Origin of the sequence: Rhodococcus sp. EPR-134 (genome assembly GCF_001647205.1) — a bacterium.
GTDB classification, from domain to species: Bacteria; Actinomycetota; Actinomycetes; order Mycobacteriales; family Mycobacteriaceae; genus Rhodococcus_F; species Rhodococcus_F qingshengii.
In genome coordinates, this window is record NZ_LVCT01000066.1 from 1 (window position 1) to 7938 (window position 7938).

Genomic DNA, 7938 nt, shown 5'->3' on the forward strand with positions numbered 1-7938 from the left:
CGCAACTGATCGATCGGCTCCACGCAGGCGTCGTCGATCGATTCTGCGGGCAACATTCGTGACCAATTACTGCATGCAAATCCTGTGTTCATCCCCACCCCACGTCCCCATCGTGTCGGTGAGATTCTGTCAGGTTCTCGGCAAGGACGGCAGGTGACACCACCCTTTCGCCGACAGTCCAAAGTCGACGGTTTCAGGACTTTCCGTGGAAAGTCTCAACTCAAACTTCAGACCCGTCTGCGCTAAACGGGGGTCATGCGTGACAATGGGTTCGTGAACGAAGCCGATCAGCATGCACCGCAGACCCCTGACACGGGGCAGACGGACCACACCAAGGGGTCCCGTCTCCATCCGAGAGTGACCAGCTTTCGCTCTCGCCGGGGTGCGCTGACCGACGCACAGCAGCAGGCTTGGGACCGTCAGTGGCCGCTCATCGGCGCCGACGTCTCGGACACACCGCTCGACGCGAACGCCTGGTTCGGACGCGAAGCACCCCTGATCATCGAGATCGGTTCGGGTACCGGCACCGCGACGGCCGCCATGGCCAAGGCGGAACCGCACGTGAACCTGATCGCGATCGAGGTGTACCGCCCCGGGCTCGCGCAGCTTCTCCAGCAGGTCGAACGCGAAGAAATTCCCAACGTCCGCGTACTGCGCGGTGACGCGATGGACGTACTCGAGAACATGGTCGCCCCCGAGTCCCTGACAGGCGTCCGGGTGTTCTTCCCGGATCCGTGGCCCAAGGCCCGCCATCACAAGCGTCGCCTCCTGCAGGAGCCGACGTTCTCGCTGATCGCCAACCGCCTCAAGCCCGGCGGAGTCCTGCACGTGGCAACCGATCACGCCGAGTACGCCGAATGGATCGAAGAAGCCGGCAATGCCGAGCCGCTGCTGACCGCACTCGACTGGGAGTCTCCGATGACCCACGAGCGTCCGGTCACCAAGTTCGAGGACAAAGCCCATAAGGTCGGAAGTGCAATCACCGAGCTTATATGGGGGAAGATCAGAGCATGAGCGTCAGCGAACAGCTATCCGACGACGTGACGTCGTCGGAATCTCCTCTCGACTTCGGTCGTGACTCCCGCCACCCCAAGCGGGTGCTTCTGGTCTGGGACGCCCCTAACCTCGACATGGGCCTCGGCGCCATCCTCGGTGGCCGGCCTACCGCCGCCTACCGGCCACGATTCGACGCTTTGGGTCGTTGGCTGCTCTCTCGCACCGCCGAACTGTCCGCACAGAACAGCGGCACGCTCGAGCCTGAAGCGACCGTCTTCACCAACATCGCGTCCGGCAGCGCCGACGTCGTTCGTCCTTGGGTCGAAGCCTTGCGTAACGTGGGTTTCGCGGTGTTCGCCAAGCCGAAGGTCGATGAAGACAGCGATGTCGATTCGGACATGCTCGAGCACATCGCGCTCCGGTACGGCGAGGGCCTCGCCGGAATCATGGTCGCGTCCGCCGACGGCCAAGCGTTCCGCGAACCTCTTGAGGACATCGCAGCAACCGGCATCCCGGTCCAGGTTCTCGGGTTCCGTGAACACGCCAGCTGGGCTGTGTCGTCCGATATCTTGGACTTCGTCGATCTCGAGGACATCCCAGGTGTCTTCCGTGAGCCTCTGCCACGGGTAAGCCTGGACACCCTGCCCGACGAGGGCGCCTGGTTGCAGCCGTTCCGACCGCTTTCTGCCCTGCTCATCGGGCGAAAAAGTGTTGCCGAGTAGGAGTTGATCAGTGTTCGCCAGCTGGGGAAGCATCGTCTATCGAGCCCGCTTCACCGTCATCGCTGTCATGGTGGCGGGGCTCCTCGGGCTCGCTGCGTACGGCCTGAGCCTGCAGGATCATCTCAGCCAGAGCGGCTGGGACGATCCGGGGTCGGAATCGGTAGAGGCTGCCAAACTCGCTGACGGCACGTTCGGACGCAGCACGACGGGTGACGTTCTGGCGCTGTACACGGCGCCGGAGGGCAAGACCGTCGACGACCCCGAGTTCCAAGCGAAGGTCATCGACAATCTGCAGCGACTCGTCGCCGACAACCCCGACCAGATCATGAAGATCAACGGCTCGTACTTCAAGGTCGACAACGGTCTCTCGGTGGCGGCCCTGGCGGACAAGACCAAGCAACACGCGGTCACCAGCATCGCGATCGCCGGAGACAACGACACCGCGGTGTCCAACAACTTCCGCGACGTCGAGTCGCAGTTCTACATCGACGGCGTCGACGTGCAACTCGCCGGCCTGCAACCTGTCGCGAATTCGCTCAACGACACGATGGCCAACGACATCAAGCGCATGGAAATGCTCGCGATTCCTGCTGTCGGTGTCCTGCTGTTCTTCGTCTTCGGTGGCGTCGTCGCTGCTGCCCTCCCGTTGATCGTCGGCGGTCTGACCGTCATCGGCGCCAACGGCATCATTCGACTGATCACCAACTTCACCGAGGTCAACGCGTTTGTTGCGCCCGTGGTCTCTCTGGTCGGCCTGGGTCTCGCGATCGACTACGGACTGTTCATCGTCAGCCGTTTCCGAGAAGAGATAGCCGAGGGGTACGACACCCCGACCGCTGTACGCCGAACGGTCATGACGGCGGGTAGAACGGTCATGTTCTCGGCGACCATGGTTGCCGTCAGCCTCGGCGGTCTGCTGTTGTTCCCGCAGGGCTTCCTCAAATCGGTGGCTTACGGCGCCATTGCTGCCGTCATGCTTGCCGCGATCTCGTCCATCACGATTCTTCCCGCGATTCTCGGCATTCTCGGCAAGCGGATCGACGCGCTGACCTTCAAGAAGCTGCGCCAGACCAAGACCAACGAGGAAATCGAGAACGGTTTCTGGGGCAAGCTCACCCGCTGGGTCATGCAGCATCCGCTCAAGGTCGCGGTCCCGATCGTCGCGGCTCTACTGCTGATGATCATTCCGCTGACGGGCATCAAGTTCGGCGGTATCAACGAGACGTACCTGCCCCCGGACAGCCCCACGCGTGTCGCGCAGGCGCAGTTCGACGAACTCTTCCCCGGCAATCGCACCGAGCCCGTTCGACTCGTCATCGAGGGAGCCGACAACACCACCCTCGGTCAGATTTCCAAGACCGCAAATGCTGCGCCGGGTCTGGTCGAGAAGTTCACCCCGGAGGTTGCGACGAAGGACGGTGTCAACGTCCTCAAGGCCGGTCTGACGGAGCGGAACGAGGCACGTCCCACCATCGACTATCTGCGGTCCGCGGACTGGCCCGAGGGCACAACTGTGCTGGTCGGCGGTACTCCGGCCATCGAGCAGGACAGCGTCGACGCATTGCTCGATCGTCTGCCGCTGATGGTCGTATCCGTCATCCTGCTGACGACCTTGCTGATGTTCTTGACGTTCGGCTCGCTCGTCCTGCCCATCAAGGCCGCATTGATGAGCGCGCTCGGACTGGGTTCGACGCTCGGAATCCTGACCTGGATCTTCATCGACGGGCACGGTTCCGGTCTCTTGAACTTCACGCCGGGACCGATCATGTCTCCCGTCCTGGTGTTGATCATCGCGATCGTCTACGGCCTGTCGACCGACTACGAAGTGTTCCTGCTCTCCCGCATGGTCGAAGCGCGCGCGCAGGGCGCGAGTACTACCGAATCCATCCGTATCGGCACGGCACATACCGGACGAATCATCACCGCTGCCGCACTGATTCTGATCGTGGTCACCGGCGCATTCGGCTTGTCCGATCTGGTGATGATGAAATACATCTCCTACGGCATGATCTCCGCGCTGATCATCGACGCGACTCTCATCCGAATGTTCCTGGTCCCCGCGACCATGAAACTGCTCGGCGACGACTGCTGGTGGGCTCCGGCCTGGATGAAGCGGATCCAGCAGAAGATCGGGCTGGGCGAGCCGATCCTCGACAACGAGCTGGTACTCGCGAACGTCCCGCAGATCGCGCCTGTCGGTGCGATCGCCGGACCGGGTCAGCCGCGCAAGATCGAAGCGGCCTCGCGGGTCATGCCGCCGCCTGCCCCGGCTGCACAGCCGGAAAGCGGACCTCGCGTTCCCGATCCTCTCACCGAGCCCATTCCGCTCAGCGAAATGGCGATCAAGGCACCCAACACGGAGGCTCCCGCCGCCGAGAAGCCGGCACCGCGACGTCGTCTCGATATCGGGAGTGCAGCCAGCGCCCCCCAGAACCTGATCGAGGCACCGGTGCCCAATCCCTCGTACCGGCCGCAACCGAATGCCAGCGACAAGCGCAGAAACCCCACGCCCGCTGCGCCGGCCGAGCGTCCCATCGAGAGTTGGTTGTCGGACCTGCGGGCCCGGGAACAGACTCCCCCGGCCTCACGTCCACTGCCGGTGGTCCGGACGCCTTCGCGGACAAACGGTTCGGCGACCAACGGTGCTGCCAGCAGCAGTTCAGGCTCCAACGGCGCGAGCCGGAACGGCTCCGCAAACGGTGCTACCAACGGCTCTGCAACAAACGGTTCAGCCCCGACCTCGGTGGAGGCGACCCCCCAGTCGCCGCCTCCACCGACCGCTCCGGAGCGTCGTAACGGGGTTTTCACGGATTCGCCTTCGCCTACCAACGAGCCCCGAGTCTCGGACGCCACCCCTGACGGCGACGACAACGCCACCGGCAGGCACCGGCCTGACGACGCAGGCGCCATCAGCGTGAGCGAGCTCATCGCTCGCCAGAAGCGAAGCTGACCTGCTCCTGCTCCTGCTTGGCGAAGGCTCGTGCATAACGTGTCCCGACCAGCAGGAGCAGCAAGCCGACCACCAGGAAGGCAACGCTACGCACCAGCCCACTGAGTGTGGCCAGGTCGAAGAGGAACAGCTTTGCCACGGCCGCACTGGTGAGAGCAAGCCCGGCTCCGAGCAAGACGCGAGCGTGCTGGCGGTTGTTCAATCCGAGCACCAGCGCTGACGTGGCGGCAAGCATCCAGACGATGGTTGCAACGCTGTGCCCGGCAACGAAACCGGTTGCACTGTCGAAAATTTCGACGCCGGATGAGACGAGCGCGCATGTCACCGCGTAGAGGACACCGAACCCTGCGGCCGCCCATAGAACCGCTGCATTCGAATCGGCAATCAACTTCAGTCGGTGAATCGCCCAGACCAGCATCACCAGTGCACCTATCGCCGTCAGGCTCGAGAGTGCCGTGATCGCACCGAGTTGCATGGATGCGGCGCGAGCGGTCGTCAACGCCTCCGGCGGAACCGTCGTGAGGTATCCGATCGATCCGATTGCCGCAAAGACGGTGCCGAGGGCGAAGACGAAGCGCGAACCCGCATACAGTGAGACTCCGAGGAAGATCATTCCGACCGTGAGGATCAGCGGCACGACCAGAGATTCCGTCGCCCCGGAGAAGCAGCAGAGCAATAATGCGAGGGCGCCGGTTGCGCCCAGTCCGAATCGCAGTTGCGTCGGCAAAGGCTTGGCCGCCGCTGCAGTCGAAAGAAGTAGTGCCGCAGCAATTCCGTACAGCACTGCGGATTCGGTGCGCCCGAGCACGGCTCCGACGCTCATCAGCGGAAGGGACGAGACGACAAAGGTAGCGGTGGACCACGCCCCTGCAATGCCGTCACGCGAGGGCGAACCCGTCCACTGCATAACCATCGCGCAGCCGGCCCCCACGATTGCAACCACGCCGGCACTGATCACCAATTGCACTGCACTGTTACCGGATTCGTCGAAGATGGACTCCGACGCTATCGCTGCGAGCAGTGCGAGAACCACCGGTGCGGTGCGCGCCATGCCCAGGTATTTCCAGTCACGACCGAGCTGGGCGGAGAATGTCGCCGATTGGATCGCGAAGAGGAAACCGATGAGGGTCAACGATATTCCCGACGTCAACACGGGAGCCAGCAGCGCTGCTCCCAGAACGATCATGAGCGCCAGCGATTCGGAATCCCACTTCACGGCGAGGGCAACGCCGGCGGCGGCGATTCCGAAGGCAATCACCACCGCGAGCGGTGTCGTCACCCAACCGTAGAGAACGGAGGCTGCGACGACATCGAGATACATCCCTGCAAAACCGGTGGCAGCCAGGGCAATTGCCCCCACTTTGCCCCCTGGTCGTCCGTGGACCCGCACCCCGGCAAACACCAAGGCGCCGGAAAGGAGCGCACCGCCGAGCACCCGCAGCGGAGGTCCGAAGAATCCGGCCTGCGCTGCAAGTACCAGCAGCATCACGACGCCGATCAGTGTAACGGCAACACCGGCCGCGGCCAGGAGTCGACTGATGACACCGTCGCGTTGCCACCAGGGCTGGCGAGGTGCGGCAACCGGATACGTCGGCGGCTGCCACGCGGGCACGCTCTGCTGAGAACGCATTGGCGGCATCTGCGGCACCTGTGGCACCGGAGCTGCGGGTGCCGGGACTACCGGCATGGGCGGGGTCGCAGTAGCCGAGGCCAGCTGAGTCTGCAGGATCGACAGGTTCTGGCCCATGTGACGCAACTGCCGGCCGATGCTGTCGCACTCGGCCGAGAGGGCGGTCACCAGTCGCGGATCGACGGCGGAAGAGCTCGGTGTGGTCATGGCTTCGAGCTTGCTGCGTGGCCGAACCGATCAGATGAGTAGTACTACTCGATCAGCCTGGGGACTTCTCGTACTCAACTGAGGACACCTTCGACTGACAGCACCCTCGACTGACAGGGCACTAACGCCGAGGTGCCGCGTTCCGCAATCGTTCGGACAGAAGCCGACCCGAAGTGTGAAGCGGAGCGGGATCCTGACGCGCCCGAGCAAGGACCAGCGCGCCCTCGAGTGCGGACAGAGCCAGAATTGCCTCGGACTCGGCGTCTTCGCGGGACCAACCGTCTGCCTCGAGGCGCTGAGCCAGCAGTGCGAGCCATGAGTTGTACCCGTCCGCACAAGCACCGCGGATGACCTCGGATTCGGTTGCGGCATCCAGTGTTGCCGTAGCCAGGGCGCATCCACGTTCGTAGTCCGAATCCGACAAACGCGCAGCCAATGCGGCGGCGAATGCCGAGATCGCGGTGGCTGCATCGGGTGAGCTCTCCAGCAGGTGCCGGATGAAATCGGCCATTGCCTCGCCACGTCGTCTCAGAGCCTCGCCTGCGAGTTCTTCCTTGCCTCCGGGAAAGTGAAAGTACAAGGAACCTTTGGTAGTCGCACTAGCCGAGAGAACTTCCGACACCCCCGTTCCGGCGTAACCCTTCCGCTGCAACAGATCGGCAGCGGCATCGACCAACAAATCCCTCGTAGACATACGTTCAATATACCGATCAGTACACATATCGACAACACTTGAAGTGCATAAATTGTCAAAACCTTGCATCACTAGACCGATTGGTACATGATTCGGGAATCAACAAACCGGAGCGCGGCCAACGACGCTCACGACGACGAAGGACTGAATCGATGTCACCGAATTCCCCGAACAACACCACCACGACCGTCCTCGGACCGGACGAAGACCTCGCCGGGACCCTCGCGGCCACCGGCGTCCGGATGATGGTTCGTAACAATCAAACCGAGGGCGGTTTCTCTCTTGTACAACACCGCATCGCTCCGCATTCGATGACCTCACCGGTCCATCGCCACAGCCGGGAAGACGAGTACACGGTGGTTCAAAGTGGCCGCGTCGCAGCGCTGGTCGGAGACGAGGTCGTCTACGCGGAGACCGGCGCCATGATCTTCAAACCGCGTGGCCAGTGGCACGCCGTGTGGAATCCCGACGACGCTCCAGCGCGGATTCTCGAAATCATCACGCCCGGAGGAATGGAAGACCTGTTCGAACTGATGCCGAAACTACTGGCCGAAGCAGGTTCCGCCGCGGAATCGGTTGCAGCGCGGGTAGAAGCAGACTTCGGGATCGAATTCGATCTCGTTGCCACCGCCGAGATCGCACAGACACACGGTGTGGGATTCGGCATCGAAAGTCACTGACCGACTGTCAGCACCTACCGATCGAAGGAAAATTCATGCTTGTACTCACCGGAGCAGAA

General features: G+C 62.9%; 6 protein-coding genes. 4 read left to right on the top strand and 2 right to left on the bottom strand.

What is annotated here, in order from left to right; translation table 11 throughout:
- Positions 1–255 precede the first annotated feature (255 nt).
- Genes trmB through A2J01_RS03305 form a run of 3 tightly spaced genes read left to right on the top strand, consistent with a single transcriptional unit; the run spans position 256 to position 4668 of the window.
- Positions 256–1014 carry a tRNA (guanosine(46)-N7)-methyltransferase TrmB gene (gene trmB, locus A2J01_RS03295; RefSeq protein ID WP_064111932.1) on the top strand — a complete coding sequence of 253 codons (759 nt, stop codon included), beginning with the start codon at positions 256–258 and terminating at the stop codon, positions 1012–1014.
- The gene (locus A2J01_RS03300) at positions 1011–1718 is read left to right on the top strand and encodes an NYN domain-containing protein (protein ID WP_003945733.1); all 708 of its coding nucleotides are present in this window, start codon (positions 1011–1013) and stop codon (positions 1716–1718) included. The genes trmB and A2J01_RS03300 overlap by 4 nt, the downstream gene beginning before the upstream one ends.
- A gap of 10 nt (positions 1719–1728) precedes the next feature.
- Positions 1729–4668 (top strand): MMPL family transporter, encoded by a 2940-nt coding sequence (locus tag A2J01_RS03305; RefSeq protein ID WP_007734492.1) that lies wholly within the window; start codon positions 1729–1731, stop codon positions 4666–4668.
- Here the strand turns inward: A2J01_RS03305 and A2J01_RS03310 are convergent.
- Positions 4643–6505, bottom strand: a complete 1863-nt coding sequence (locus A2J01_RS03310) for a DUF2339 domain-containing protein (protein ID WP_064111934.1) — start codon at positions 6503–6505, stop codon at positions 4643–4645. The two genes, A2J01_RS03305 and A2J01_RS03310, sit on opposite strands and share 26 nt — an antisense overlap.
- Positions 6506–6626: 121 nt before the next feature.
- Positions 6627–7199: a TetR/AcrR family transcriptional regulator gene (locus A2J01_RS03315; protein WP_042920278.1), complete on the bottom strand. Its 573-nt coding sequence runs from the start codon at positions 7197–7199 to the stop codon at positions 6627–6629.
- A 152-nt stretch (positions 7200–7351) separates the two neighbouring features.
- On the opposite strand from A2J01_RS03315, the gene A2J01_RS03320 reads away from it, so the two are divergent.
- Entirely contained in the window at positions 7352–7879 is a 528-nt protein-coding gene (locus A2J01_RS03320; protein WP_042920280.1) for a cupin domain-containing protein, read from the top strand.
- Positions 7880–7938: the final 59 nt, after the last annotated feature.